This is a genomic window from Micromonospora lacuserhaii, from assembly GCF_036902735.1.
Lineage (GTDB): Bacteria > Actinomycetota > Actinomycetes > Mycobacteriales > Micromonosporaceae > Micromonospora.
On sequence record NZ_JBAKHO010000020.1, the window covers coordinates 61,497 to 85,370 of the forward strand.

24 protein-coding genes are annotated in these 23,874 nt (G+C 73.7%); 17 read left to right on the forward strand and 7 right to left on the reverse strand.

The window, feature by feature from the left end:
• Nucleotides 1-82: 82 nt before the first annotated feature.
• From ctaD to V6U81_RS15715, 5 genes are all read right to left on the reverse strand, one after another.
• Nucleotides 83-2,071, reverse strand: coding sequence for an aa3-type cytochrome oxidase subunit I (gene ctaD, locus V6U81_RS15695; protein ID WP_334489974.1), 1,989 nt, complete (start codon nucleotides 2,069-2,071; stop codon nucleotides 83-85).
• A gap of 88 nt (nucleotides 2,072-2,159) precedes the next feature.
• Nucleotides 2,160-2,885: an ATP-binding protein gene (locus V6U81_RS15700; protein ID WP_334489976.1), complete on the reverse strand. Its 726-nt coding sequence runs from the start codon at nucleotides 2,883-2,885 to the stop codon at nucleotides 2,160-2,162.
• Between the two features lie 92 nt (nucleotides 2,886-2,977).
• Nucleotides 2,978-3,442: a DUF4383 domain-containing protein gene (locus V6U81_RS15705; RefSeq protein WP_420884034.1), complete on the reverse strand. Its 465-nt coding sequence runs from the start codon at nucleotides 3,440-3,442 to the stop codon at nucleotides 2,978-2,980.
• A 98-nt stretch (nucleotides 3,443-3,540) separates the two neighbouring features.
• Entirely contained in the window at nucleotides 3,541-4,698 is a 1,158-nt protein-coding gene (locus V6U81_RS15710) for a glycosyltransferase (protein WP_334489978.1), read from the reverse strand.
• A 103-nt stretch (nucleotides 4,699-4,801) separates the two neighbouring features.
• Nucleotides 4,802-5,815: a glucosyl-3-phosphoglycerate synthase gene (locus V6U81_RS15715; protein ID WP_334489981.1), complete on the reverse strand. Its 1,014-nt coding sequence runs from the start codon at nucleotides 5,813-5,815 to the stop codon at nucleotides 4,802-4,804.
• Nucleotides 5,816-6,032: 217 nt separating this feature from the next.
• Between V6U81_RS15715 and V6U81_RS15720 the strand changes: the two genes are divergently transcribed.
• The 7 genes from V6U81_RS15720 to V6U81_RS15750 all read left to right on the forward strand — a co-directional run bounded on the left by V6U81_RS15720 (nucleotide 6,033) and on the right by V6U81_RS15750 (nucleotide 14,687).
• Nucleotides 6,033-7,046, forward strand: coding sequence for a Gfo/Idh/MocA family protein (locus V6U81_RS15720; protein ID WP_334489984.1), 1,014 nt, complete (start codon nucleotides 6,033-6,035; stop codon nucleotides 7,044-7,046).
• A complete protein-coding gene (locus V6U81_RS15725; protein WP_334489987.1) occupies nucleotides 7,039-8,127 on the forward strand; it encodes a zinc-binding dehydrogenase in 1,089 nt (362 codons plus the stop codon). The genes V6U81_RS15720 and V6U81_RS15725 overlap by 8 nt, the downstream gene beginning before the upstream one ends.
• Nucleotides 8,128-8,176: 49 nt before the next feature.
• Nucleotides 8,177-9,922 carry an ABC transporter ATP-binding protein gene (locus tag V6U81_RS15730; protein ID WP_334489988.1) on the forward strand — a complete coding sequence of 582 codons (1,746 nt, stop codon included), beginning with the start codon at nucleotides 8,177-8,179 and terminating at the stop codon, nucleotides 9,920-9,922.
• A gap of 110 nt (nucleotides 9,923-10,032) precedes the next feature.
• Complete coding sequence (gene secA2 / locus V6U81_RS15735) at nucleotides 10,033-12,324, forward strand: accessory Sec system translocase SecA2 (protein WP_334489989.1); 2,292 nt, start codon at nucleotides 10,033-10,035, stop codon at nucleotides 12,322-12,324.
• Between the two features lie 178 nt (nucleotides 12,325-12,502).
• Complete coding sequence (locus V6U81_RS15740; protein ID WP_334489992.1) at nucleotides 12,503-13,243, forward strand: GAF and ANTAR domain-containing protein; 741 nt, start codon at nucleotides 12,503-12,505, stop codon at nucleotides 13,241-13,243.
• A 110-nt stretch (nucleotides 13,244-13,353) separates the two neighbouring features.
• Entirely contained in the window at nucleotides 13,354-13,857 is a 504-nt protein-coding gene (locus V6U81_RS15745) for a DUF2231 domain-containing protein (RefSeq protein WP_334489995.1), read from the forward strand.
• Between the two features lie 71 nt (nucleotides 13,858-13,928).
• On the forward strand, nucleotides 13,929-14,687 hold the full coding sequence (locus V6U81_RS15750) for a class I SAM-dependent methyltransferase (RefSeq protein ID WP_334489998.1): 759 nt from the start codon (nucleotides 13,929-13,931) through the stop codon (nucleotides 14,685-14,687).
• Between the two features lie 167 nt (nucleotides 14,688-14,854).
• Here the strand turns inward: V6U81_RS15750 and V6U81_RS15755 are convergent, their stop codons facing one another.
• The gene (locus V6U81_RS15755) at nucleotides 14,855-15,778 is read right to left on the reverse strand and encodes a DUF3500 domain-containing protein (RefSeq protein WP_420884035.1); all 924 of its coding nucleotides are present in this window, start codon (nucleotides 15,776-15,778) and stop codon (nucleotides 14,855-14,857) included.
• A 258-nt stretch (nucleotides 15,779-16,036) separates the two neighbouring features.
• Here V6U81_RS15755 and V6U81_RS15760 point away from each other — a divergent pair, with 258 nt between their 5' ends.
• The 8 genes from V6U81_RS15760 to V6U81_RS15795 all read left to right on the forward strand — a co-directional run bounded on the left by V6U81_RS15760 (nucleotide 16,037) and on the right by V6U81_RS15795 (nucleotide 21,480).
• On the forward strand, nucleotides 16,037-16,489 hold the full coding sequence (locus tag V6U81_RS15760; RefSeq protein WP_334490002.1) for a cysteine dioxygenase: 453 nt from the start codon (nucleotides 16,037-16,039) through the stop codon (nucleotides 16,487-16,489).
• Between the two features lie 46 nt (nucleotides 16,490-16,535).
• Nucleotides 16,536-17,027, forward strand: a complete 492-nt coding sequence (locus tag V6U81_RS15765; RefSeq protein WP_334490004.1) for a rhodanese-like domain-containing protein — start codon at nucleotides 16,536-16,538, stop codon at nucleotides 17,025-17,027.
• Between the two features lie 53 nt (nucleotides 17,028-17,080).
• The gene (locus V6U81_RS15770) at nucleotides 17,081-17,659 is read left to right on the forward strand and encodes a winged helix-turn-helix domain-containing protein (RefSeq protein WP_334490006.1); all 579 of its coding nucleotides are present in this window, start codon (nucleotides 17,081-17,083) and stop codon (nucleotides 17,657-17,659) included.
• Nucleotides 17,660-17,945: 286 nt separating this feature from the next.
• The gene (locus V6U81_RS15775) at nucleotides 17,946-18,554 is read left to right on the forward strand and encodes a winged helix-turn-helix domain-containing protein (protein WP_334490008.1); all 609 of its coding nucleotides are present in this window, start codon (nucleotides 17,946-17,948) and stop codon (nucleotides 18,552-18,554) included.
• A 60-nt stretch (nucleotides 18,555-18,614) separates the two neighbouring features.
• Nucleotides 18,615-19,289: a nucleoside/nucleotide kinase family protein gene (locus tag V6U81_RS15780; protein ID WP_334490011.1), complete on the forward strand. Its 675-nt coding sequence runs from the start codon at nucleotides 18,615-18,617 to the stop codon at nucleotides 19,287-19,289.
• A 142-nt stretch (nucleotides 19,290-19,431) separates the two neighbouring features.
• On the forward strand, nucleotides 19,432-19,830 hold the full coding sequence (locus V6U81_RS15785; protein ID WP_334490013.1) for a TraR/DksA family transcriptional regulator: 399 nt from the start codon (nucleotides 19,432-19,434) through the stop codon (nucleotides 19,828-19,830).
• A 49-nt stretch (nucleotides 19,831-19,879) separates the two neighbouring features.
• A complete protein-coding gene (locus tag V6U81_RS15790; RefSeq protein ID WP_334490015.1) occupies nucleotides 19,880-20,749 on the forward strand; it encodes a DUF72 domain-containing protein in 870 nt (289 codons plus the stop codon).
• A 302-nt stretch (nucleotides 20,750-21,051) separates the two neighbouring features.
• A complete protein-coding gene (locus V6U81_RS15795; protein WP_334490018.1) occupies nucleotides 21,052-21,480 on the forward strand; it encodes a DUF2267 domain-containing protein in 429 nt (142 codons plus the stop codon).
• Between the two features lie 59 nt (nucleotides 21,481-21,539).
• Here V6U81_RS15795 and V6U81_RS15800 read toward each other — a convergent pair whose 3' ends face one another.
• Entirely contained in the window at nucleotides 21,540-22,298 is a 759-nt protein-coding gene (locus V6U81_RS15800) for a DUF72 domain-containing protein (RefSeq protein WP_334490020.1), read from the reverse strand.
• Nucleotides 22,299-22,585: 287 nt separating this feature from the next.
• On the opposite strand from V6U81_RS15800, the gene V6U81_RS15805 reads away from it, so the two are divergent.
• Together V6U81_RS15805 and V6U81_RS15810 are read left to right on the forward strand one after the other, a co-directional pair.
• Entirely contained in the window at nucleotides 22,586-22,864 is a 279-nt protein-coding gene (locus tag V6U81_RS15805; protein WP_334490022.1) for a hypothetical protein, read from the forward strand.
• Between the two features lie 9 nt (nucleotides 22,865-22,873).
• Nucleotides 22,874-23,874 (forward strand): cupin domain-containing protein (locus V6U81_RS15810; RefSeq protein WP_334490024.1); only part of this gene is annotated, 1,001 nt, incomplete at its 3' end.

Genomic DNA, 23,874 nt, shown 5'->3' on the forward strand with positions numbered 1-23,874 from the left:
CCATGCCGGCGCGGACCCCCACGAACGGTTGAACAAGAAGGGCCGACGCCTCGCGGCGTCGGCCCTTCCGTGTCCGTCCGGGTCAGTGTTCCTCGGTGTCGCCCTTGCTGTGCGGGTGCCGCCAGCGTTCGTTCGCCTCCGGCAGCGGGTTCTCCTCCTGCTCGTCGGTCCGCTCGAAGCTGGGCCGGCGGATCTGCTCCGGCTCCGGCACCTCCACCGGCCGGGCGCCGGACTGCGGCGCCGGCTGGTAGGCCACCGCCTCCCGGGCGCCGTGCGCGCCCTCGGCCGCGGGCGACTCCGGTACGTGTCGTTCGTGGTGCAGTTCCTCGCGGAACTCCTGCGGCGGAAGGGTGGTGCGCTGCGGCAGGTCCCGGCCGAGGTTGGCGACGAGAGAGCCGTACTTGGCGTCGAAGGCGGGGCGCTCGGAGCGGATCCGCGGCATCCGGTCGAAGTTGCGCAGCGGAGGCGGGCAGGTGGTGGCCCATTCCAGGGAGTTGCCGAAGCCCCACGGGTCGTCCACGGTGACCAGTGCGCCGTACCGCCAGGACTTCCAGACGTTGTAGATGAAGAACAGCGTGGACAGGCCCAGGATGAACGACCCAAGGGTGGAGACCGTGTTCAGCGTGGTGAAACCGTCGGTCGACACGTAGTCGGCGTAGCGCCGCGGCATGCCCTCGTTGCCCAGCCAGTGCTGCACCAGGAAGGTGGTGTGGAAGCCCAGGAACATGGTCCAGAAGTGGATCTTGCCCACGCGCTCGTCGAGCAGTCGGCCGGTCATCTTCGGGAACCAGAAGTAGATTCCGCCGAAGAACGCGAACACCACCGTGCCGAAGAGCACGTAGTGGAAGTGGGCCACCACGAAGTAGGTGTCGGTCACATGGAAGTCCAACGGCGGGCTGGCCAGCAGCACCCCGGTGAGGCCGCCGAACAGGAAGGTGACCAGGAAGCCGACGGCGAACAGCATCGGTGTCTCGAAGGTGATCTGCCCCTTCCACAGGGTGCCGATCCAGTTGAAGAACTTCACCCCGGTCGGCACCGCGATGAGGAAGCTGAGGACGCTGAAGAACGGCAGCAGCACCTGGCCGGTGCCGAACATGTGGTGCGCCCAGACGCTCATCGACAGGATGGTGATCGAGATGGTGGCGAGCACCAGACCGGTGTAGCCGAAGATCGGCTTGCGGGAGAAGACCGGAATGATCTCGGTGATGATCCCGAAGAACGGGATCGCGATGATGTAGACCTCGGGATGGCCGAAGAACCAGAACAGATGCTGGAACAGCATCGGCCCGCCGGTCGTCGCGTCGAAGACGTGCGAGTGCAGGATCCGGTCGGACGCGAGCGCGAGCAGCGCGGCCGCCAGGAGCGGGAAGACCAGCAGCACCAGGACGCTGGTGAGCAGGATGTTCCACGTGAAGATCGGCATCCGGAACATGGTCATCCCGGGCGCGCGCAGCGTGACGATGGTGGTGACCAGGTTGACGGCGGTGAGGATGGTGCCCAGACCGCCGATGACCAGCCCGACCACCACCATGTTCGCCCCGACGCCGGGGGAGTGCTGTGCCGTGCTCAACGGCGGGTAGAGCGTCCACCCGAAGTCGGCCGACCCGCTCGGCGTGAGGAAACTGCCGTACAGCATCAGGCCGCCGAACAGGAACAGCCAGTAGCCGAACGCGTTCAGCCGGGGAAACGCGACGTCCGGGGCGCCGATCTGGATCGGGACGATGTAGTTGGCCATGCCCAGAGCCGCGGGTGTGGCGAAGAGCAGCAGCATCGCCAACCCGTGAGTGGTGAAGAGTTGGTTGTACTGCTCGGAGGAGAGGATCTGCAGCCCTGGCCGGGCCAGTTCGGCTCGGATCAGCATCGCCTCGATCCCGGCGACCACGAAGAACAAGAAGGAGGTGCTCAGGTACAGCAGGCCGATCAGCTTGTGGTCGGTGGTGGCGAGCAGCTTGATCAGGTGGTTGCCCGGAAGCGCCGAGCGGACCGGGCCGGGAAAACCGCCGAACCGGGCCGGCGCCAGGATCGCCGGCCCCCGGTCTCGTGCGGGCTCGGTGGTTACCCGTCTGGGCATGGCTTCTCACCCCGTCGTGACGACAGAAAGGACGAGCGCGACTACCCGCCCACGCGCCCATGTAACCAGGCGAGTGTGAGAATTTAGGTCAATTCGCCTGAACGAGCGCCCAGACCACCTTGCCGTCGACCAGCGGCGAACTGCCCCAGCGCTGCGCCATCTCCCGGACCAGCAGCAGGCCGCGCCCGCCCTCCGCGCGCAGCCCGGGACTCGCCGCGTCGGCGGCCGTCCGGCTGCCGTCGGTGACCGCCACGTGCAGGTACGGCCGGCGCAGGGTCAGCGTCACCTGCATCGGAGTGTGCGCGTGCCGGACCACATTGCCGACCAGCTCGCTGAGCACCAGCGAGGCGGGACCGGCCAGCTCCGGGACGTTCCACCGGCCGCAGGCGTCCGAGACCAGCTCGCGGGCCCGCCGGCAGGCGGTCGCCACCGGCTCCAACCGGGCCCGCAGCCGCGGCGCGTCGCGCCCGGCGACCCGGGTCGCCTCGGCGCAGTCCCGGTGCACCGGCACCACCCGGCAGGCGGCGGACTCGCTGAGCCAGGCGGCGGCGTCGGACGGGGGAGAGCAGAGCACCATCGGCACCGCCGGCCAGCCGGCGGCCTGCCGGGCGGCGGCCACGAAGACGGAGAGGGCCAGCCGGTCGGCGACCGTGACCCCGCCGAGGTCGACCACCAGCGCGTCCGGCTGCCGGGTGAGGCAGCGATCCAGCACCGTGTGCACCGTGCGCATGGTGCACAGGTCGAGGGCGCCGGAGAGGCGGACGACGGTCACGGCAGACTCGTCGTGCACGTCGCAGCTGATCCGGCTCGCCATCGGTCCCTCGATTCCGCTCGCGTGCTGGCTGCCCCCCGAACTACCCGCGCCCCAGCCGGGTGAAACCGGACCGACCGGATAGTCCGTCCTGGTCAGGGGCGATTCGCGTCACTACGGGTGAGCAGGCCGAGACCGATCATGCCCAGGCCCAGGCCCAGGTGCAGCCAGCCGTCCGCGTCGTTGACCGGGATGAAGTTGGCGCCGGTGCGCTGGTCCACGGCCAGCCCGTACAGCCACAGCACGAGGTAGGCGGCGCCGGCGCCGAACAGGTAGGCGCGGGCGCCGGACGCGGAGCGGGACAACACCAGACCGGCCAGCCCGAAGGCCAGGTGCACCAGGTTGTGCAGCACCGACACCTGGAACACCCCGAACAGCTCCGCGCCGGACTGGTGCCCGGCCAGCCGCAGGTCGGCGAATCCGGTGGTGATGCCGGGGACGAAGCCGAGCACGCCGACCAGCAGGAACAGCACCCCCACGGTGGCCGCCGCCCGGCGTACCGGCGCCCGGCCGTCCGCCGGGTTGCGGCGGGCCCGGGAGTGGGCCATGGGGCCGGCCATCGCGCTGCTCCCTCCGTCGGGCTCCGCGCTTTCCCCACCCGGGACCAGACAAACCGGGCCCGGACCGTGCGGTCCGGGCCCGAAGGGAACGCGCCGTCTCAGACGGCCTCGAGCTGGCGTACGCCGGCGCCGCGCCGCACCTTCTCGTAGAGCGCGACGTACTTCTCGGCCATCACCGCCGGGGTGAACCGGGCGGCGGCCTCCCGCCGGGCCTCGTCCGGGTCGAGCAGGCTGGCCGCCAGCAGCAGGTCGCCCAGCTCCTCCTCGTCGGTGGTGAGCAGGCCGGTGCGCCCGTGCTCGATCAGCTCCGGCAGGCAGCCGCGGGCCGTCGCCACCACCGGGGTGCCCAGCGCCAGCGACTCGACCACCGCGGTGCCGCCCGGCTCCTCCCAGCGCAGCGGGAAGAGCGAGGCCTTCGCCCCGGCCAGCAGGTCGTCGCGTTCCTTCCCGGCCACGGTGCCCACCCAGCGGACCAGCTCGCCGTCCACGTGCGGAGCCACCTCGTCGTAGAAGAACCGGACGTCCGGGTTCTGCCGGGCCTCGTCGCCGGCCGCGGCGAGATCCTCCGGCCGGTGGTACGGCCCGACCGGGCCGGCCAGCACCAGCGGCACGCCGACCCGCTGGGCCAGCCGGGCGCCCACGTCCTGCCCCTTGCCCGGGTTGATCCGGCCCAGGATGATCGTGTAGTCCCCCTTCTCCGCCCGGGGCGCGCGGTCCGCGCCCACCGCGAGCGGGGTGGACAGGTAGACGTGCCCGACCGAGTGGTCCCGCAGCGCCTTGGGGGCGCGGGCCAGCTGCGAGGCGGAGACGCCGTTGACCCGGACCCGGTCGCCGGCGTCCAGGTTGCCGTAGAGCTCGGGGTGCTTGGCCAGATCCCAGTGCAGGGTGTGCAGCACCGGCGGGGCGTCGGGGCCCATCGCCGCCATGGTGGCCAGCCCGACCGCCTCCACATGGTCGTGCACGATGTCGATGTCGTCACGGGAGTGCAGCTGCCGGACCACCCCGTTGAGGTGGGCCTGGGAGACGCCGCAGACCTGGTTGTACGGACGCTGCAGGGCGTGGAACTGCCCGTCGGGGAAGACGGAGAACTTCTCGTCGACCGCGAGGGTGCTGCTGCCGACCGAGGCGAGCACCACGCGCACCCCGAGCCGCCGCAGCTCCGGCACCAGGGTCGCGACGACGTTCTCGATGCCGCCGTAGCCGGGGGGCGGCACGGACAGCCAGGGACCGGAGTTCATCAGGACGGTCAGACTCATGGTGTGGTGTTCCTTCCCTCGGCGGGGCCCCCGTCGGCCGCCCACGCTCCGCCCGCGACCGACCCGGGGGGCCGGCCGTACCGCCGCGCTCTCATCGACCGCCTCACGCCGCCACCCGTCGCCGCGGCACCCGGTGCTGCAGCTGCGCCAGGGGCGGACGCTCCTGCACCGACACGTCGTTCACCACGATCTCCCGGTCCAGGTTGGGCAGCGCGTCGGTGCCGCCCCGGCGGAACTGGGTGAGCATGGTCGCCGGCATGGTGCCCGGGCTGGCCCAGCCGCGCCGCTGCAACCGCGACCAGGCGGTGTGCATGATTTGCGCGGACATTCGGCCCAGCGCCGCGGTGTCCTGGTGGCGGTGCTTACGCTCGCCGAGGTCCACCTGGGCGAGCGCGTCCAGGCCGACCAGCTCCAGCAGGTCGATCAGCATCGCCGTCTCGACCCCGTACCCGGAGACGAACGGCACCTGCGCCAGCACCTCCCGGCGGCCGGCGTACTCGCCGGCGAGGGGCTGGACGAAACCCGCCAGCTCCGGCCAGAAGAGGTTCAGCAGCGGACGGGCCATCAGCTCGGTCACCCGACCGCCGCCGTCCGCCTCGACGCTGTTCGCGCCGACGAGCGGCCGGTGGTAGAAGCCCTTGACGAAGTCGACCGAGGGGTCGGTCAGCAACGGTCCGAGCAGGCCGGTCACGAAGTGCGGCCGGAATTCCCGCAGGTCGGCGTCGATGAACGCGACGATGTCGCCCTCGGCGGCGGCGAGCCCGGCCCAGAGCGCGTCGCCCTTGCCGGTGAGGCGGGGCAGGCCGCGGGTCATCGCGTCCTGGCTGACCACCTCGGCGCCGGCGGCCCGGGCCACCTGTGCGGTGCGGTCGGTCGACCGGGAGTCGACCACGATCAGCTCGTCCACCAGGGCGACCCGGTCCATCAGGTGTTCCCGGATGGTCGCCACGATCGCGCCGACCGTGGCCTCCTCGTTGCGGGCGGGTAGCACCACGCTGACCCGGTTCTCGCCCTTGGCGCGCAGCAGTCGCCGCGCCGGCCAGTCCTCGGCCGAGGTCGTCCGATATGTGGCCCACGCCTCCACGACTGGTGAGACGATCGAATCTGTATCCCGCACTGGCACACCCCCAGATCGTGGCGGAAAACGCAGAGTTGGTTTTCCCATCCGCCCGCCCTCGCTAACCGGATCATCCCTAACAGCTTGATCACGAAGGTCACACTGGACGGTTCCCGGCAGGTGAACGGCTGATTGCGTACCCGCTCGGGTTTCGCGTTCCACCAGGGCGGGGAGTTTTGTGCCGCAAGTGGTGAACAGCGTCGAGAGGGTCTGTGGAATGCGCACGTGCCGGGTGGGACTGGTAGGGGCCGGCGGGGTGGCACAACGCCACGCCCGCGTGTTGAGCGGTTTCGAGGACGTGGAACTGCTCGGGGTGACCGACGTGTCCCGGGACGCGGCGGCGGAGCTGGCCGGCGCGCACGGGGGGCAGGTCTTCACCGACGTCGAGGAGCTGCTCGCGGCGGGGCCCGACGCGGTCTACGTCTGCGTGCCGCCGTTCGCCCACGGGCCGGTCGAGGAGATGGTCATCGCCGCCGGGGTACCGATGTTCGTGGAGAAGCCGGTCGCGGTCGACCTGGACACCGCCGAGCGGATCGCCGCGCTGGTCGAGCAGAAGGGGCTGCTGACCGCCGTCGGGCACCACTGGCGCTACCTGCACGTGGTGGAGCAGGCCCGCGAGCTGCTCGCCGGCCGCGAGATCCGGATGGTCAACGGCGCCTGGCTGGACAAGGTCCCGCCGGTGCCGTGGTGGGCGGTGCGGGACCGCTCCGGCGGCCCGGTCGTCGAGCAGGCCGCCCACGTGCTCGACCTGGTCCGCGTGCTGGTCGGCGAGGCCACCGAGGTGACCGCGTACGGCAACGGCACCCCGCCGCCGGTCGACGGGGCCGACATCGACTCGGTCACCGCGGCCACCATGCGCTTCGCCGGCGGGGCCGTCGGCACCCTCGCCGCCGCCTGCGTCCTGACCTGGAAGCACCGGGCCGGGCTGGAGATCCTCGCCGACGGCCTGGCGCTGTCGCTGGCCGAGGACGGCCTGACCGTCCGCGACGCCGACGGGGAGCGCCGGATCGAGTCCGATCCGGACGGTGCCCGGGTGGCCGTCGACCGGGCCTTCATCGACGCGGTCACCGGAGTCGGCGACGACGTCCGGGTGCCGTACGCCGAGGCGCTGCGCACCCAGCGGCTCGCCCTCGCCGTCTCCGAGTCGGCCCGGACCGGTCGCAGCGTGACGCTGCCCACCGGCCCGGCCGCCGCGCCGCTGGCCACGGCGGGGGTGAGCGTCGATGCGTGACCGGGTGGTGGCGGTCAGCGGCCCCGGCAAGGTCGAGCTGATCGAACAGGACGCGCGGGAGCTGCCCGAGGGCAGCTTCCGGGTGGAGACCCTCTACAGCGGGGTCTCCGCCGGCACCGAACTGAGCTTCGTCAAGGGCACCAACCCCTACCTGAACGTCACCTGGAACGCCGACCTCGGGCTCTTCCAGCCCGGCGAGGCGAGCACCCCGTACCCGGTGACCCGGCTCGGCTACATGCAGGTCGGCCGGGTGGTGGAGAGCCGTACCCCGGCCATCGCCGTGGGCACCGTGGGCGCGATGACGTACGGCCACCGCAGCGGCTACGTCGCCGATCCGCTCGCCGAGCGGTTCGTCCCGCTCCCCGAGGACCTCGACCCGCTGCTCGGCGTCTACGTCGCGCACATGGGTCCGATCTGCGCCAACGGGGTGCTGCACGCCGCCGCCGACCTGTGCGGCGCGGACGTGCGCTCGCTCGGCGACGGGGTGCGCGGCCGCCGGGTCGCGGTGGTCGGCAGCGGCGTGGTGGCCCTGCTCACCGCCCTGTTCGCCAAGCGGCACGGCGCCGCCTCGGTGGTGGTGCTCGACCCGACGCCGCAGCGGCGCCAGGTGGCCGAGGCGCTCGGCCTGGAGACCCTCGACCCGGAGGCCGACGACCCGGCGGTGGTGCTCAAGACCCGGTGGAACCACTCCGCCGGCGACCGGGGCGCCGACGTGGTGTTCCAGTGCCGCGGCCAGGCCTGGGCGATGCAGCTCGCGCTGCGCCTGCTGCGCCCCCAGGGCACCGTGATCGACCTGGCCTTCTACCAGGGCGGCGCGGACGCCGTCCGGTTCGGCGAGGAGTTCCACCACAACGGGCTCTCGCTGCGCTGCGCCCAGATCGGCCGGGTCCCGCGCGGGCTCGCCCCGACCTGGGACCGGGAGCGGCTGTCCGCGGAGACCATCGACCTGCTCCGGCAGTACGGCGACCTGATCCGCAAGCACCTGGTGTCGGCGGTGGTCCCGCTCGAGGAGGCCCCGACGCTGCTCACCGAGCTGGCCGAGCGGCGCCGCTCGGAGCTCCAGGTGGTGTTCACCGGCTGACCACCGCCGGCTGGCGTACGGGAAGCGGACGGCGACTACCGTTTCGTCCATGACCACCGGAGCCGCCCGGCGCGGCGGCCTCGCCGCACTCCTGCCCTACCTGCGCGCCCACCGCGGCACCCTCGCCGTGGTGGGCGCGTTGTCGCTCGCCGGCGCCGGCGCCTCGCTGGCCCAGCCGCTGCTCACCCGCGAGGTGCTCGACGCGCTGAGCGCCGCCCGGCCGGTGGCCGGCATCGTCGCCGTGCTGGTGGTGCTGGTGGTGCTCGGCGCGGCCCTCGGCGGGCTCCGCGACTACCTGCTGCAACGCACCGCGGAGGGGGTCGTCCTCGGCACCCGCCGGCGGCTCGCCGGGCACCTGCTGCGGCTGCCCATCGCCGAGTACGACCGCCGCCGCACCGGCGACCTGCTGTCCCGGGTCGGCTCGGACACCACCCTGCTGCGTGCGGTGGTCACCTCCGGGCTCTTCGAGACCGTCACCGGGGCGGTGATGGTGGTCGGCGCGGGCACCGCGATGGCCCTGCTCGACCCGGTGCTGTTCGGGGTGACCCTGCTCGGGGTGGCCGCCGGCATCGGCTTCGCGGTCACCTTCGCCCGCCGGGTGCGCGGGCTGTCCCGCGCCGCCCAGGAGCGGATCGGCGAAATGACCTCCGCGGTCGAGCGGGCCATCTCCGGCGCCCGGACCATCCGGGCCGCCCGGGCCGAGGACCGGGAGGCGGCCGCGGTCTCCGCCAGCGCCGAGGAGGCGTACGTGGCCGGGCTGCGGGTGGCCCGGGTGCAGGCGTTCGTGGGCCCCGCCAGCACGGTCACCATCCAGGGGGCGTTCCTGCTGGTCCTCGGCGTCGGCGGGGCCCGGGTGGCGGCCGGGGCTATCACCGTCGGCGACCTGGTGGCCTTCGTGATGTTCCTGTTCTTCCTGGTGCTGCCGCTGGGTCAGGCGGTGCACGCGTACACCCAGCTGCAGACCGGGCTGGGCGCACTGCAGCGGATCGAGGAGATCCTCGACGTACCCGTGGAGGGGGGCGTGGACGCCGCGGCGCCGGCGGCGCCCCCGCCGGCCCGCGGTCCGGCGGTGATCGAGTTCGACGGGGTCGGGTTCGGCTACCCGGGCGGCGAGGCGGTGCTGCACGAGGTGAGCTTCACCGTGCCGGCGGGCACCCGCACCGCCCTGGTCGGCCCCTCCGGCGCCGGCAAGTCGACGCTGCTGGCACTGGTCGAACGCTTCTACGAGGTCACCGCCGGGTCGCTGCGGCTGGACGGCGTCGACGTCCGCCGGCTGCCCCGCGACGCGCTGCGGGCCCGGCTCGGCTACGTGGAGCAGGAGGCTCCCGTGCTGGCCGGCACGCTGCGGGAGAACCTGCTGATCGGCGCCCCCACCGCCACCGACGCCGCGCTGCTCGCCGCCCTCGACGACGTCAACCTCGCCCATCTCGCCGAGCGGACCGCCGACGGGCTGGACGTCCAGGTCGGCGAGGGCGGGGTGTTGCTCTCCGGCGGGGAGCGGCAGCGGCTGGCGATCGCCCGGACGCTGCTCGCCGGCCCGCCGGTGCTGCTGCTCGACGAGCCGACCAGCAACCTGGACGCCCGCAACGAGGCAGCGCTGCGCCGGGCCATCGACGCGGTGGCCCACCGGCGCACCCTGTTGATCGTGGCGCACCGGCTCGCCACGGTGGTCGACGCCGACCAGATCGTGGTGCTCGACGCCGGCCGGGTGGTCGCCGTCGGCACCCACGAGGAATTGACCGTCACCAGCCCGCTCTACCGCGAGCTGGCCGCCCATCAGCTGCTGGTGAGCTGACCGATCACGGCTGCCCTGAGCTGCGGAAACGTCCGGCGGTTCAGATGTCGGCCCGGCCCTCGACGAGCCGGGCAGCGATCTGCGGGTCGATTCGCGTACCGTTGCCGCTCATGGGTGTGTCGCAACGGTTCAAGAGCAGGTTCCGGCGGTTCCTCCAGCGCCCGGGGACGACGGTCGACCTGGCCCCGCTGGAGAAGCTGCTGCCGCGGATCGCGGCGCGCGAGGAGGAGCTGCAGGCGCTCGACGACGCCGCGCTCACCGAGGCCGCCGGCACCGCGACCGAGTACGCGGAGATCTGCGCCATCGGCCGCGAGGCCGCCCGCCGCGGCCTGGACCAGCGGCCGTACGACGTGCAGTTGCTCGGTGCGATGGCGCTGCTCTCCGGCAAGGTCGTCGAGATGGCCACCGGTGAGGGCAAGACGCTCACCGCCACCGTCGCCGCCTACGGGCACGTCCGGCTGGGCAACGGGCCGGTGCACGTGCTCACGGTCAACGACTACCTGGCCCGCCGGGACGCCGAGTGGATGGCCCCGGTCTACCGGCTGCTCGGGCTGACCGTCGGCTGGGTCAACGAGGCCTCCACCCCGGAGGAGCGGCGTACCGCGTACGGCTGCGACGTCACCTATGTCTCGGTCAGCGAGGCCGGCTTCGACTTCCTCCGCGACCAGCTCGTCACCGACCTCGCCGACCGGGTGCAGCCGCCGCTGAAGACCGCCATCGTCGACGAGGCCGACTCGATCCTGATCGACGAGGCCCGGGTGCCGATGGTCCTCGCCGGCGCGGTCGCCGGCGAGCAGGACCCGGTGCACGCCGCGGCCGCCCTGGTCCGGGGCCTGCGCAGGGGCAAGCACTACACCGTCGCCGAGGACGGCCGCAGCGTCGCCTTCACCACCGAGGGCCTGGCCACCGTCGAGGCCAAGCTCGGCGGCATCGACCTGTACGACACCGAGCACGTCGGGCAGCTCTCCGCGGTGAACGTGGCGCTGCACGCGCAGGCCCTGCTGCACCGCGACGTCGACTACATCGTCCGGGAGGGGTCGGTCGAGCTGATCGACGAGATGCGCGGCCGGGTCGCCCAGCGCCGCCGCTGGCCGGACGGTCTCCAGGCCGCCGTCGAGGCGAAGGAGGGGCTGGACGCGACCGCCGAGGGCGAGGTGCTCGGCACCATCGCCGTGCAGGCGTACATCGCCCTGTACCCGACGGTCTGCGGGATGACCGCGACCGCGGTGCTGGTCGGCGAACAGCTGCGCGAGTTCTTCGGCCTCGAGGTGGCGGTGATCCCGCCGAACACCCCCTGCGTCCGCGAGGACGAGCCGGACCGGATCTACGCCACCCGGGCGGAGAAGGAGGAGGCGCTGATCGACGAGATCAGGCGCTGCCACGCCGCCGGCCGGCCGGTGCTGGTCGGCACCCTCGACGTCAAGGAGTCCGAGGGGCTGGCCGCCGGCCTGAACGCCGCCGGGGTGCCCTGCGTGGTACTCAACGCCAAGAACGACGACGAGGAGGCGGCGATCATCGCCGAGGCCGGCGCGTACGCGGCGGTCACCGTCTCCACCCAGATGGCCGGCCGGGGCGTGGACATCCGCCTCGGCGGCAGCGACCAGGCCGACCAGGCGCGGGTCGCCGAGCTGGGCGGCCTGTATGTGATCGGCAGCGGCCGGCACGACAGTCGCCGGGTCGACGACCAGCTGCGCGGCCGGGCCGGCCGGCAGGGCGACCCGGGTGGGTCGGTCTTCTTCGTCAGCCTGGAGGACGACCTGGTCGTCCGGCACGCCGGTGATGCCATCCCGGCGTCGCCGCGGATGAACGCCGACGGCCTGGTCACCGACGAGCAGGTCGACTACGCGGTGGAGCACGCCCAGCGGGTCGCCGAGGGGGTCAACCACGAGATCCACCGCAACACCTGGCGCTACAGCGTGGTGATCGAGCAGCAGCGCAAGGCCCTCGCCGAACGGCGGGAGCGGCTGCTCACCTCCGACATCGCGGCGCTGATGCTGCTCGACCGGGTGCCGGAGAAGGCCGGCGAGATGGACGAGGACCTGCTCGCCAGGGTGGCCCGCTCGATCGCCCTGTTCCACCTCGACCGGCTCTGGGCCGAGCACCTGGCCGAGCTGTCGGAGGTCCGCGAGGGCGTGCACCTGCGGGCGCTGGGCCGCCTGGACCCGCTGGACGAGTTCCACCGGGCCGCCGTCCCGGCCTTCAACGACCTGGTCCCGGAGATCGAGCGGCGCACCATCGCCACCTTCGAGGAGACCGAGTTCGAGGACGACTGGGAGCCGGATGCCGCCAAGCTGGTCCGGCCCACCGCCACCTGGACGTACCTGGTGCACGACAACCCGTTCGGCTCCGAGCTGGACCGGCTGATCGCCTCCGTGGGCCGGCGGCTCTCCGCCGCTCGCTGACCGGGTAAAGGGGGCCCGACCGGCGCGGACCGCGCCGGTCGGGCCCCCTTTACCGGTTTCGGTCCTGGTTTGCGAGGGTAGTAGGCCGGGGCTCATGACACGGGGGAGAGATCACATCGATGGCACAGGCAATGGCGCCGGTGACCCGCAGCTGGTGGTGCGCGGGAGCGCTGGGCCGGTGAACCTCGATACGCGGGAGCCGATGATCGACACCCTGGGTGTGCTGGAGACCGCCGCCCTGCTGCGGGAACTCACCGCTGGCCTGATCGCGGTCGACAACTTCGACGAGGCCCTGGCGCAGCTCGTCCGGATCGCCCGGGACGCCGTACCGGAGGTCACCTGGTGCGGCTTCACCGCACTGCGGGCCGGCGAGCCGGCCGGGGTGGCGGCCTCCGATCCGCGCCTGGCGGAGCTGGACGACCTGCGGGACGGCCCGGAGTCGCCGGCGATGAGCGCGATCCGTCGCCGCGAGATGACGATCGCGGAGGACCTGGCCGCCGACGACCGGTGGCCGGCCTGGACGGCCCGGGCCGCGGGCCTGGGCGTCCGCGGGGTGATCTCCGCACCGGTGGACGTCGACGAGCAGGTGATCGGCGCGATCAACCTGTACGCCGACGCGACCGGCCGGCTCACCCCCCGCCACCAGCTCACCGCGATGCTCCTCGCCGAGCACGCCGGCCTGCTGCTCGCCGCCGTCCGGGACCGGGCCCGCCAGGCCGCGCAGGCCGGCGAGCTGGACGGCGCACTGCTCGGTGAGGGCGTCGTCGGGCAGGCCATCGGCGTGATCATGACGCAGCGCGGCTGCCCGGCGGCGGAGGCCCTCGACGTGCTGCGCACCGCCGCGTCGTCGCTGGACATCCCGCTGCGGGAGGTGGCCGATCGGCTGGTCGCCACGGTCTCCCGTCCCCGGATGGGCTGAGCCCCGACCGGCCGGTCGGTTGCGTCACGCCGGTCGGCGCGTCGTTTCGTCCCGGTGGCGCCCGGGTAGCACCCTGGACTCGTGCGCTGTCCGATCCTGGGGAGGAACCGATGGAGAGCCGCCTACGCGTGCAGGGACATCCCATCCAACCGATGCTGATCACGTTCCCCTTCGGGTTGTTCGTCAGCGCCACGCTGTTCGACCTGGCCGACGTGGCCGGTGGCCCGGCCTTCCTGGGCGAGGTGGGCTACTGGACGGCGGTCGCCGCCCTGGTCGCCGCCGCGCTGGCCGGGGTGGCCGGCATGGTGGACCTCTGGGATGTGCGTCCCAGCCGGGGCCGCCGCACCATGGTCACCTTCAACATGGTCAATGCCGGCATGGCGGCGCTGTTCCTGCTGGCCTGCCTGATCCGGGCCGACGCCCCGCAGCGCGGTGCCACCGGCGTGCTGGTGGTCACCGAGCTGGTGGCCCTGGTCGTCGGCGCGGTGGGCGTCCGGCTCGGCGCCCGGCTGATGCGGCAGTTCGACGCCGGCCGGCGCGAACCGAGCGGCTTCGAGGCGCTGGACGGGGTGCCGGGCGGCGCCACCGTGGAGATCGTCCGCCCCCGCGCCTGAGCCGGTCGCCGCCGCCCGGCGGGACGCGGAACCCGGTTGCCGGTGCAGCGCGGGGCGGCCACGCTGGTCGGATGTCCGAGCGCGCCTTCACTGAACTGGTCGCCGAGGCGGCCGCCGCCCCGGTCGACGGCTGGGGCTTCTCGTGGTTGGACGGCCGGGCCACCGAGGAACGCCCGCCGTGGGGTTACACCCGCCTCGTCGCGGCCCGGATGGCCGAGGCGAGCGCGGCCCTGGACATCGACACCGGCGGGGGAGAGGTGCTGGCCGAGGTGCCGCACCCGCCGAAGCTGCTGATCGCCACCGAGGCCTGGCCGCCGAACGTCGCGGTGGCCCGGCAGACCCTGGGCACCCTCGGCGCCCGGGTGGTGCAGGTCGGCACCGCACCGCCGCTGCCCTTCCGCGACGGCGTCTTCGACCTGGTCACCAGCCGGCATCCGGTGGAGACCTGGTGGGCCGAGATCGCCCGGGTGCTGCGCCCCGACGGGCGTTACCTGTCCCAGCAGATCGGCGCGGGCACCATGCGGGAACTGAGCGAGGCGATCCTCGGTCCGCTGCCGCCGCCGGCCCACCGCCACCCGGAGCAGGCGGTCGCCGCCGCCCACGCCGCCGGGCTGCGGGTGGTCCGTCTCGAGCCGGCCACCCTGCGCGCGGTGTTCCACGACATCGGCGCGGTGGTCTGGTTCCTGCGCAAGGTGGTCTGGACCGTGCCCGGCTTCGACGTCGAGCGGTACCGGCCGGAGCTGGAGCGGCTGCACGCGCGGATCCGCGCCGACGGGCCGTTCGTCGCCCACGCGCGGCGGTTCCTGATCGAGGCGGTCGAGCCGGGCTAGCCGACGGTCGTCGCCGCCGCGGCTCGCCGGGCCCGTCGTTCGGGTCGCCGAAGGTGGGCGTGTCGCATCGACCCGGGCGCCACGCCGAGTGCGGGGTGCCCGAACGTGGGCGTGCCGGCGGCGAGCCGGGCCGACGCCGCATCGCCGGGTTGCGTCGGTGCCCCCGGTCAGCGGTGGGCGTCGGCGTGGTGCGCGGCGAGCACGTCCGCGCCGAAGTCGCTGGCCGGGCGGCGCAGCACGGTGTGCGCGTGGTTGCCGTCGTCGGTGGTGTTGTCGTACTCGATCAGCAGGTCGTCGCCCTGGACCCGGTAGTAGTGCCGGCCGCCCGGTCTGGTCGACCCGGCCCAGGCGAAGTGCCGTTCGGCGCCGGCGAGCCGGTCGGCCTCCTTGGTGGCCAGCTCGGCGGGGAGCCGGTCCAGGTAGAGCGCGACCAACTGGTCCAGCAGCGCCCGGCCGGTGGGGCCGAGCCGCCCGGCGGGCACGCCCAGCGGGGTCAGCGGCGCGGCGACCGACGGCCGGGTCGCGCTGATGATGTCGGCGGGCGCCTCGTCGGCGACGATCGCCGCCGCCCGGCCCGCCGGGCCGATCGCCGCCAGCAACTCGCGGGCCAGGTCCTCCTCCACCCCCAGCGGACGGGAGACCGGCCGCCCGGCGTGCCGCACGGTGGCCGGGTTGGCGCCGAGGAAGACCGGGGCGGGGGAGACCTGGTCGTCGGCCACGGTCATGGTGACCGACAGGTGGTGCCCCTCGAACCGCCACGTCCACCGGTCGTCGCGGGCCGGGTCGCCGAAGACGGCGACCCAGTAGTCGCCGCTGTGCCGGCCGCGCCGCCAGCCCTCCGCCCGGTCCAGCACCTCCTCCAGCGCCACCACGGTCATGGCCTGGGCGTACGCGGCGGGGCTGAGCGCGGTGGCCAGCAGCCGGTGGGCGGCCTTGCGGCCGGCGACGTCGAGGTCGGCGAGGCAGACCCCGGGCCGGGGTCGCGGTCGGTACTCCAGCCAGCGCCGCCGGTCGTCGTCGAACGCGTGGGTGGCGGCCGCGCGCGCCGGCTCGTCGAGGGCCGTCAGCAGCGCGGTGGCCGCCCGGCGCATCTGCTCGGGTACGGGATCCTCCACCGCCCCTGTATACCGGCTGACGGCCGCCCCCGCCCGGGTTGTGCGTCAGCGCGACGTCAGCAGGGTCAGCATCTCGGGCAGGTCGAGGAAGCGGACGGTCTCCACCGCTGACAGGAGAGGCCGGCGGTCCGCTCCGCCGTGGACCGGCGCGTCCCAGCATCCGGTATTGCCTACTAAACCTATAGGCTTTACCGCCTAAACTGGATCCGCACGCGCCAGCCTGGGGAGACAGCCATGACCAGCACGCACGCCACCGATCTGCTCGCGGTCGCCGAACGGTACGCCGACCCGACCACGTGGACGGTCCCGCTCCGCTTCGACCGGGCCACCCGCTGGTACGCCCGGCTCGCCGTCGCCGTCGACCACGAGGTGTGGGCGCTGAGCTGGCTGCCCGGCCAGGGCACCGACCTGCACGACCACGGCGGCTCCTCCGGGGCGTTTTTGGTGGTCGCCGGTGAGCTCACCGAGGAGACCGTCTCCGCCGGCCGGCTGCGCCCGCACCGGCTCGCGGTCCGCGCCGCCCGCCGGTTCGGACCCCGCCACGTGCACGTGGTCACCAACCGCGGCGACCAGCCCGCGGTGAGCGTGCACGTCTACCGCCCGGCGCTGCGCCGGATGACCCACTACCGGCTGGTCGACGGCCACCTGCGGGTCGCCGAGGTGGCCCGGGCCGGCGCCGCCTGGTGACCACCGACCCCCGACCCGTCGGCACGCCCATGGAAGGACCGCGAGGATGCCGCAGCACGCCACCCGTACCGAGAACTGTCCGGCGCCGCCGCCGGGATCGCGCGGCATCGACGAGATCCTCGCCGCCGCCCGGGCCCGGCTGCGCCGGCTCGACCCCGAGCAGGCGCACCTGGCGTACCGCCGGGGCGCGCTGATGGTCGACATCCGGCCGGCCGCCCAGCGGGCCGCGCACGGCACCGTGCCGGGGGCCCTGGTGATCGAGCGGAACGTGCTGGAGTGGCGGCTGGACCCGCGCTGCCCGGCCCGGCTGCCCGAGGCGGTCGGCTACGACCTGCCGGTGCTGGTCATCTGCCAGGAGGGCTACACCTCGTCGCTGGCCGCCGCCGCCCTCCAGGACCTCGGCCTGCACCGGGCCACCGATGTGGTCGGCGGCTTCGTCGCCTGGCGGATCGCCGGCCTGCCCACGCTCGGCCCGACCCCGCCGCACCGTTCCCCGTCCGTCGCGCCCCCGGTGACCGCCGGCCGGGCGCCGTACTGACCGCCGCGCTCCACCGGGCGCGGCGGACGGCACCGCTGATCCAGGAGGCTCCCATGCCCGTCGTCGCCATCACCTCGCGCCCGCACCCGCCGGGTCGCCCCGACCGGGTGCCGCCGAGCCGGACCCGGTCCACCCCGGCGCTCACCATCACCATCGACCTTGCCGCGGCGGCGCTGTCGCCCCGGCTGGCCCACCTGGTCGACCTCCTCGGCGAGCTGGCCGAGACGGGGGAGGGGATGATCCGCCCGACGGAAATTGCGGCCGGCCGGGTGGTCGCGGCCCTGCCCGGTCCCCGCCCGGCGGCCGTGCCGCCGGAGGACGAGGACCCGGACGTGCTGCGGGTGCTCGCCGGATCCCGGGTGGTCCGCCAGGGTGACCGGGAGATCCCACTCACCCGCATCGAGTTCGAGCTGCTGCTCTTCCTGGCCGAGCACCCGCACCGGGTGTTCACCCGGCTCCAGCTGCTGGCCAGCGTGTGGGGGTATGAGCACGCGGTCGCCCGGACCGTCGACGTGCACGTGCGCCGGCTGCGCGCCAAGCTCGGCCCCGACACCCCGCTGGTCACCACCGTGTACGGGGTGGGTTACCGGCTCGCGGACGACGCCCGGGTACGCGTCGACCGGTTCCGCTGAGCACCGGCGCCCGGGTCGGTCCGGCCGGGACAGCCCGGCCGGCCGTCCTGTCCGGACCGTTGACCAGCCACTGTGACCGGGGTGGGGACCCCCGGGGGTCGGACGGTCGGATGGTTCTGCTGTAATCATCTCGCTCGTACGCAGAGCGAGGGTTCGGCTGCGATGTGTTCGCCAATTGTCACATTCATGCAACGCGGCCGCCCCTTGACCCTCGCTCAGGGGCCGGGAAGCATCGATGAAGCGGCGTCCCGGGCCGTGGGATTACCCGGACCAGCCAAGGAGGACCATGTCGGTCAGCCCCGCCTCGTCGCGCGCCGGATGGCATACGTCCCAGCCTGCGGTCCCCGGTCGTCCCCCCGGTGGCCAGCGTCGTCCGGCCAACACGGCCGCGCCCATGCTCACCGTGACCCTCTCGATCCCGCTGGCCTGCGAGGAGTCGCTCACCCCGCCGGCCCGCCGGTTGCTGGAGGCCGCCCGGGAGATGCTGGAGCGGGGCGAGGGCACCATCTCCACCAGCGGCGTCCCGGCCGAGCGCCGACCCGAGCAGGTCCCCGCCGGCCGCTCCCCGGGCCGGGCGCTCGCGCCGACCATCCCCGCCCTGCACATCCTGGCCTCCTCCCGCTCGGTGCTGCGCGACGGTGAGCCGCTGCCGCTGACCCGGCTGGAGTTCGACCTGCTGCTGCACCTGGTGGCGCATCCGCGCCGGGTGTTCACCCGGCTGCAACTGCTCAACGCCGTCTGGGGCTACGAGCACGCCGGGGTGCGTACCGTCGACGTGCACGTGCGCCGGCTGCGCGGCAAGGTCGGCGTGGACGTCCCGCTGGTCACCACCGTCTACGGGGTGGGCTACCGGCTCGCCGACGACGCCCGGGTCACCATCGACCGCACCGGCTGAACCGACCGACACCGCGCGGTCGCCCGGCAGCACCGGGACCGGTCGGGGCACCATGGTCGGATGCGCGTCCGTCCCATCTCGCCCGACCGGCTCGTCGACGAACTGACCGAGCGGCTGCTCGCCGCCGCCAAGGACCTGGCCGCCGCCGGTGACGGCGACGACACGGCCGGCCGGCTGCGGGTTGCCGTGGACGGCCCGCCGGCCGCCGGCCCGGAGCGGCTCGCCGCCGCGCTGGTCGACCCGCTGCGCGCTCTCGGGCGCCCGGTCCTGCACGTACGCGCGGAGGACTTCCTGCGTCCGGCCTCGATCCGCTTCGAGCACGGCCGGACCAACCCGGACTCGTACTACGAGGGCTGGACCGATGAGGCCGGGCTGCGCCGGGAGGTGCTCGACCCGGCCGGCCCCGGCGGCTCCGGACGGGTCCTCCCGTCGCTCTGGGACGCCGCCAGCGACCGGGCCAGCCGGGCCGGCTACGTCGAGCTGGCGCCCGGCGGCGTGCTGCTGGTCAGTGGGGCGCTGCTGCTCGGCGGGGGCCTCCCCTTCGACCTGACGATCCACCTGCTGCTCTCGCCGGCGGCGCTGGCCCGACGGACCGACCCGGAGCAGCGGTGGCGCCTGCCGGCCTTCGACCGGTACGCCGACGAGGTGACGCCGGCCTCCTTCGCCGACGTGGTGGTCCGCGCCGACGACCCCCGTCACCCCGCGCTGATGGAGTCGGACGAACCGGCCGAGTGAGGACGGAAATTCGTCGGTTTGATCGACTCCGGGGGCGGGTAATCGCCCGGCTCACAGGGCACGGGTGATCTCGCCCGTGCGGACCGTATTCCCGGGGCCGGCGGCTCCCGGAGAGCCGAGGCTCCACGAAAGGCAGGCAGCGATGCTCGTCCACGACACGGTCGGTACGGGCCGATCCCAGGCGGAGATCGACCAGATCCGGCTCTCCCTGCAGGCCCGCTACGACGAGCTGTCCGCGGAGTACGAGCAGACGGTCACGCAGAGCCAGGTGCTGCGGTTGGTGGAGGTCGGCGACACCGCCGGCGACGACCAGGCCGACAGCGGCACCAAGACCGCGGAGCGGGACACCGCCCAGTCGCTGCTGCGGACCATCCTCGACCGGCGGACCCAGTTCGAGCACGCGCTCTCCCGGCTGGACGAGGGCACCTACGGCTTCTGCGAGGGGTGCGCCGCACCCATCCCGGTCGAGCGGTTGGAGATCTTCCCCTCGGCCACCGCCTGCGTGACCTGCAAGCAGAACCGGGAGCGCCGGGCGGCCTGAGCGGGCGTTGCGGTTGCCGGTCGGGCCGGGGCGGGGTGGACTTGCGCACATGGGCGAGATCAGAGTGGGCACCGCCTCGTGGACCGACCGCACCCTGCTCGACTCGGGCTGGTACCCGCAGACCGCCGACACCCCGGAGAAGCGCCTGGCGTACTACGCCCGGCGCTTTCCGCTGGTCGAGGTGGACGCGACCTACTACTCGCCGCCGGCGGAGCGGACCGCGCGGCTGTGGGCCGAGCGCACCCCGCCCGGGTTCACCTTCAACGTCAAGGCGTTCAGCCTGCTGACCGGGCACCCGACGAAGGTCTCCGCGCTCTACAAGGACCTGCGCCCGGAGACGGAGAAGAAGAACCTCTACCCGGACGACCTGCCGGCGCAGGCGTACGAGGAGGTGTGGACCCGGTTCCTCTCCGCCCTCGACCCACTGGTCGAGGCGGAGAAGCTCGGCGGGCTGCTGTTCCAGTTCCCGCCGTGGTTCACGATCAAGCGGGAGAACAAGGAGTACCTGCTGGAGGTGGAGCGGCGCTGCCGTCCGCTGCGGCCGGTCTTCGAGTTCCGGCACGCCTCCTGGTTCGACGGGGCCAACGCCGACGAGACGCTGGCGTTCCTGCGCAAGCACGAGCTGGCGTTCGTCTGCGTGGACATGCCGCAGGGGTACCGCAACTCCGTACCCCCGGTGCTGGCCGCCACCGCCGACCTGGCGGTGGTGCGCTTCCACGGGCACAGCGACAAATGGACCAGCAAGGACATCCACGAGAAGTTCGGCTACCGCTACTCCGACCGGGAGCTGACGGACTGGGCACCGAAGCTGCGCGAGCTGGCCGACTCCGCCGAGCAGACCCACGTGCTGATGAACAACTGCTACCGGGACTACGCGCAGACCAACGCCGCCACCCTGGTCGACCTGCTCGCCGAGTGAGGCGTTCTCACCCGCTAGGGGTGAGGCCGGCTCACCCCGCCGCCCGGCAGCATGGAGGGTGCCGGTCGCGACGCGACCGGGAACACCGATGACGGTACGGAGGTGACCGGATATGGCGGTGCGGGTGGTGACGGATCCACGGCGGGGTGCGGTGCTGCACGTCGTCGGCTCCGGCGGGGACACCCGAGGGGCGGCGCGGACCGGCCGGGCCAGCAGTCCGGCGCGGCAGTGGCGGGGTCCGTCGGGGCCACCGCGACGCGACGACGACCGACGGTGGGAGACCGACACACGGGGGTGGCGCGATGGCTGAGCAGTTGAACTCGGCGTTCGAGTCCTCGCTGGACAAGACGAACCTGATCCTCAAGGACATCGAGCAGGCGTACGGCTGGCCCAAGGAGCAGCGCAACCAGTCGTACGCGGCGCTGCGGACCGTCCTGCACCTGCTGCGGGACCGGATGACGGTGCAGGAGAGCGCCGAGTTCGCCGCGCAGTTGCCGGTGCTGGTCCGGGGCATCTACTTCGACGGCTGGCAGCCGGACAACGTGCCGATCAAGCTGAACCGGGACGACTTCCTCTACGAGGTCCGGCAGGGCTTCCCGTACGACGTGGAGGGCGGCCCGGAGCGGGTGACCCAGGTGGTGCTGGACACCCTGCGCCGGCACGTGACCCAGGGCGAGTGGCAGGACGTCAAGGCCGGCATGCCCCGGGACCTGCAAAGGATGATTCCCTAGCACGGGCGCCCGGCGGCCCGCCCCCCGCTCGCGGTGGGGCGGGCCGCCGTCGTACGGCTTCAGCGCGCCGCGGTGCGGCTGACCTCGTGGCCGGCCCGCCGGGCCAGCTCGGCGAAGGCCACCGCGTCGACCACCGCGGCCCCACCCGGGTCGTTGTTGAAGTACACGTACGCCGGCGTCGCGTCGTCGAACGTCGTGCCGAGGCGGCGTACCCAGGAGGCCAGTGCGGCCCGGCCGTAGCGCGGCCACGGCCGGGCCCGACCCTCGTGCAGCCGCAGGTACCCGAAGTCGGTGGTCCGCCAGAGCGGGGTGACCGGCCGGCTCAGCCGGTCCGCCCAGACCAGCGCGGCCCGGCGGCGTTCCAGCACCCGCCGGGTCTCCGTCGTCCACCAGGACGGATGTCGAGGTTCCACCGCCACCCGCACCTCGGCGGGGAAGAGTCGCAGCGTCGCGTCCAGCGCGTCGACGTCGGCCCGCAGGTTCGGCGGCAGCTGCACCAGCACCGGCCCGAGCCGGTCGCCGAGCGCGGTGGCCCGGCCGAGGAAGCGGGCGACCGGCTCCGCCGGCTCCCGCAGCCGCTTCACGTGGGTCAGGTAGCGGCTCATCTTCACCGCCAGGCAGAAGTCCGCCGGGGTCCGCTCCCGCCAGGCGGCGAAGACGTCCCGCTCGGGCAGCCGGTAGAAGGCGTTGTTGACCTCGACCGTGGCGAACCGGGTGGCGAAGTACTCCAGCCAGAGCCGCTGCGGCAGCTTCGCCGGATAGAACCGGTCCCGCCAGTCCCGGTACTGCCAACCCGACGTGCCGACCAGGATCACCACGGCCCACCCGCCCGGGGCGCCAGGAGTGTGGTCTCGGCCATGCCCGCCTCCGTCGTCGGCTGCACCCATCCTGTCACCGCCCGGCGGATACGGCGCGCCGTCCAGTCCGCACGCCGAGGACCGGATCCGTCCCCGGATCCGGGCCGTCGGGCGTGGGCCCGGCGAACCGCCCGTGTCGCCCCGCGCCGACGTCTACGGTGGGGTTAGAGAAGATCGCACGTGGGGTACCACCCGCTGCACGACGAGCCCCCGACCTACGGCGGGGCGGCACACCCGAGGGAGCACCCATGGCACTCAACGACGACGACATGCAGACCACCAGCGGCGGCGGCCTCGAAGGCCCGGCCGACGGCGGTGCGACCCCGGGCCAGCAGGACGGTGGCGCGGACCGTGGTGCGGAGCGCGGCGCCGACCAGGGCGCGGACCGTGGCGCCGAGGGTCCGGCCGACGGCGGTGCGACCCCGGGCCAGCAGGACGGTGGCGCCGACGGTGGCGCGGAGGGTCCGGCCGACGGTGGCGCGACCCCGGGCCAGCAGGACGGTGGCGCTGACGGCAGCGCGGCCTGACGGACCGTCGTGACGATCATCGACCCGCCGGGCGGCCACGGCCGCCCGGCGGTTCCGTGCACCGCCGCCGAGGCCCTCGCCCGCTGCGTCAGCGTCGAGCCGGCCAAGTTCGCCGCCGCGTACTGGGGGAAGGCCCCGCTGCTCTCCCGCGCCGACGAACTGCCGAACCGCGCCGGCTTCACCGACCTGCTCAGCCCCGACGACGCCGACGAGCTGCTCAGCCGGCGCGGCCTGCGTACCCCGTTCCTGCGGGTGGCCAGGGACGGCCAGCTGGTGCCGGCGGCGCGCTTCACCGGCGGCGGTGGCGCCGGCGCCGAGATCGGCGACCAGGTACTCGACGAGCGGATCCTCGAGCTGTACGCCTCCGGCGCCACCCTGGTGCTGCAGGGCCTGCACCGGATCTGGCCGGCGCTGGTCGACTTCGCCCGCGACCTGGGCACCGCGGTGGCCCAGCCGTTGCAGGTCAACGCCTACCTGACCCCGGCCGGCAGCCAGGGCTTCGCCACCCACTACGACACCCACGACGTCTTCGTGCTCCAGGTCGACGGCCGCAAGCACTGGCGCATCCACCCGCCGGTGCTGCCCGACCCGCTGGAGAAGCAGCCCTGGGGCGGCCGGGCCGACGAGGTCTCCGCCACGGCGCAGGGCCAGCCCGCGCTCGACGTGGTGCTCGCTCCCGGCGACGCGCTCTACCTGCCCAGAGGCTGGCTGCACAGCGCCCAGGCGCAGGAGTCCAGCTCGCTGCACCTGACCGTCGGCATCCGCGCGCTCACCCGGTACGCGCTGGTCGAGGAGCTGCTCGGGCTCGCCGCCGAGGACCCGCGGCTGCGCGCCGGTCTGCCCTTCGGCACCGACGTCGCCGACCCGGACGCCATCGAGCCGGAGCTGACCGAGACGGTGGAGGCGCTGCGGGACTGGCTGCTGCGGGCCGACCCGGCCGCCGTCGCCGCCCCGGTCGCGCTGGCCCTGGCGCTGACCCACAAGTCGCCGATCGTGGTGGCGCTGCTGGC

Bases quoted from the DNA above. Each gene is read 5' to 3' on its own strand.
- ctaD (WP_334489974.1), bottom strand. From the start codon at position 2,071: ATGCCCAGACGGGTAACCACCGAGCCCGCACGAGACCGGGGGCCGGCG.
- V6U81_RS15700 (WP_334489976.1), bottom strand. From the start codon at position 2,885: ATGGCGAGCCGGATCAGCTGCGACGTGCACGACGAGTCTGCCGTGACC.
- V6U81_RS15705 (WP_420884034.1), bottom strand. From the start codon at position 3,442: ATGGCCGGCCCCATGGCCCACTCCCGGGCCCGCCGCAACCCGGCGGAC.
- V6U81_RS15710 (WP_334489978.1), bottom strand. From the start codon at position 4,698: ATGAGTCTGACCGTCCTGATGAACTCCGGTCCCTGGCTGTCCGTGCCG.
- V6U81_RS15720 (WP_334489984.1), top strand. From the start codon at position 6,033: ATGCGCACGTGCCGGGTGGGACTGGTAGGGGCCGGCGGGGTGGCACAA.
- V6U81_RS15725 (WP_334489987.1), top strand. From the start codon at position 7,039: ATGCGTGACCGGGTGGTGGCGGTCAGCGGCCCCGGCAAGGTCGAGCTG.
- V6U81_RS15730 (WP_334489988.1), top strand. From the start codon at position 8,177: ATGACCACCGGAGCCGCCCGGCGCGGCGGCCTCGCCGCACTCCTGCCC.
- secA2 (WP_334489989.1), top strand. From the start codon at position 10,033: ATGGGTGTGTCGCAACGGTTCAAGAGCAGGTTCCGGCGGTTCCTCCAG.
- V6U81_RS15745 (WP_334489995.1), top strand. From the start codon at position 13,354: ATGGAGAGCCGCCTACGCGTGCAGGGACATCCCATCCAACCGATGCTG.
- V6U81_RS15750 (WP_334489998.1), top strand. From the start codon at position 13,929: ATGTCCGAGCGCGCCTTCACTGAACTGGTCGCCGAGGCGGCCGCCGCC.
- V6U81_RS15755 (WP_420884035.1), bottom strand. From the start codon at position 15,778: ATGCGCCGGGCGGCCACCGCGCTGCTGACGGCCCTCGACGAGCCGGCG.
- V6U81_RS15760 (WP_334490002.1), top strand. From the start codon at position 16,037: ATGACCAGCACGCACGCCACCGATCTGCTCGCGGTCGCCGAACGGTAC.
- V6U81_RS15765 (WP_334490004.1), top strand. From the start codon at position 16,536: ATGCCGCAGCACGCCACCCGTACCGAGAACTGTCCGGCGCCGCCGCCG.
- V6U81_RS15770 (WP_334490006.1), top strand. From the start codon at position 17,081: ATGCCCGTCGTCGCCATCACCTCGCGCCCGCACCCGCCGGGTCGCCCC.
- V6U81_RS15775 (WP_334490008.1), top strand. From the start codon at position 17,946: ATGTCGGTCAGCCCCGCCTCGTCGCGCGCCGGATGGCATACGTCCCAG.
- V6U81_RS15780 (WP_334490011.1), top strand. From the start codon at position 18,615: ATGCGCGTCCGTCCCATCTCGCCCGACCGGCTCGTCGACGAACTGACC.
- V6U81_RS15785 (WP_334490013.1), top strand. From the start codon at position 19,432: ATGCTCGTCCACGACACGGTCGGTACGGGCCGATCCCAGGCGGAGATC.
- V6U81_RS15790 (WP_334490015.1), top strand. From the start codon at position 19,880: ATGGGCGAGATCAGAGTGGGCACCGCCTCGTGGACCGACCGCACCCTG.
- V6U81_RS15795 (WP_334490018.1), top strand. From the start codon at position 21,052: ATGGCTGAGCAGTTGAACTCGGCGTTCGAGTCCTCGCTGGACAAGACG.
- V6U81_RS15805 (WP_334490022.1), top strand. From the start codon at position 22,586: ATGGCACTCAACGACGACGACATGCAGACCACCAGCGGCGGCGGCCTC.